1 pseudogene is annotated in these 513 nt (G+C 31.0%); it reads right to left on the reverse strand.

What is annotated here, in order from left to right:
- Nucleotides 1-304: 304 nt before the first annotated feature.
- Nucleotides 305-513 (reverse strand): annotated as a pseudogene (locus BD31_RS00275) (CxxC-x17-CxxC domain-containing protein); the annotation flags it as partial.

Below are 513 nucleotides of genomic sequence, written 5' to 3' on the forward strand. Positions count from 1 at the left end.
CATTTCATTGAAAGATAAATCAGCTCATAGCATATTATTAAAAAATGAAGACGATGTAGAAAGATTTGCAGATTTTCTTCAGTCAGTAATAGATAAAGAACATCAGCTAGTTTCAACTAGGATTCTTGAAAACACGGTAGAGATTGTTAAGGGGTAATCTATTGACCAAATACAGTGTAGAGAGCAACAACCCCAACCATAATAATCAAAGAGATACCCATTGCCTTAAAGTCGCCATTCATAATTTAATTTCAAAATAATTATAATTAAAGTGTTAATATATTATCAAAGATGATTTTATTAATTATCTTGGGAAATATCGGCTCTTTTTAGGTTTAGGTTTTGAATAATTTTCTTTAGGTTTTGATATAATTTCTCTTAGTTCATTACAATTCAAGCACAATACCTTGAGTTCTTTTCTAGCAAGTTCAGGTTCTGAGATATATTTTCCCATTGCAGATGCATCTCCTCGTCCAGCACTATCAGAAGAATCATCACCAAATATGTGGCTAA

The organism is Candidatus Nitrosopumilus salarius BD31 (assembly GCF_000242875.2).
Taxonomy (GTDB): Archaea; Thermoproteota; Nitrososphaeria; order Nitrososphaerales; family Nitrosopumilaceae; genus Nitrosopumilus; species Nitrosopumilus salarius.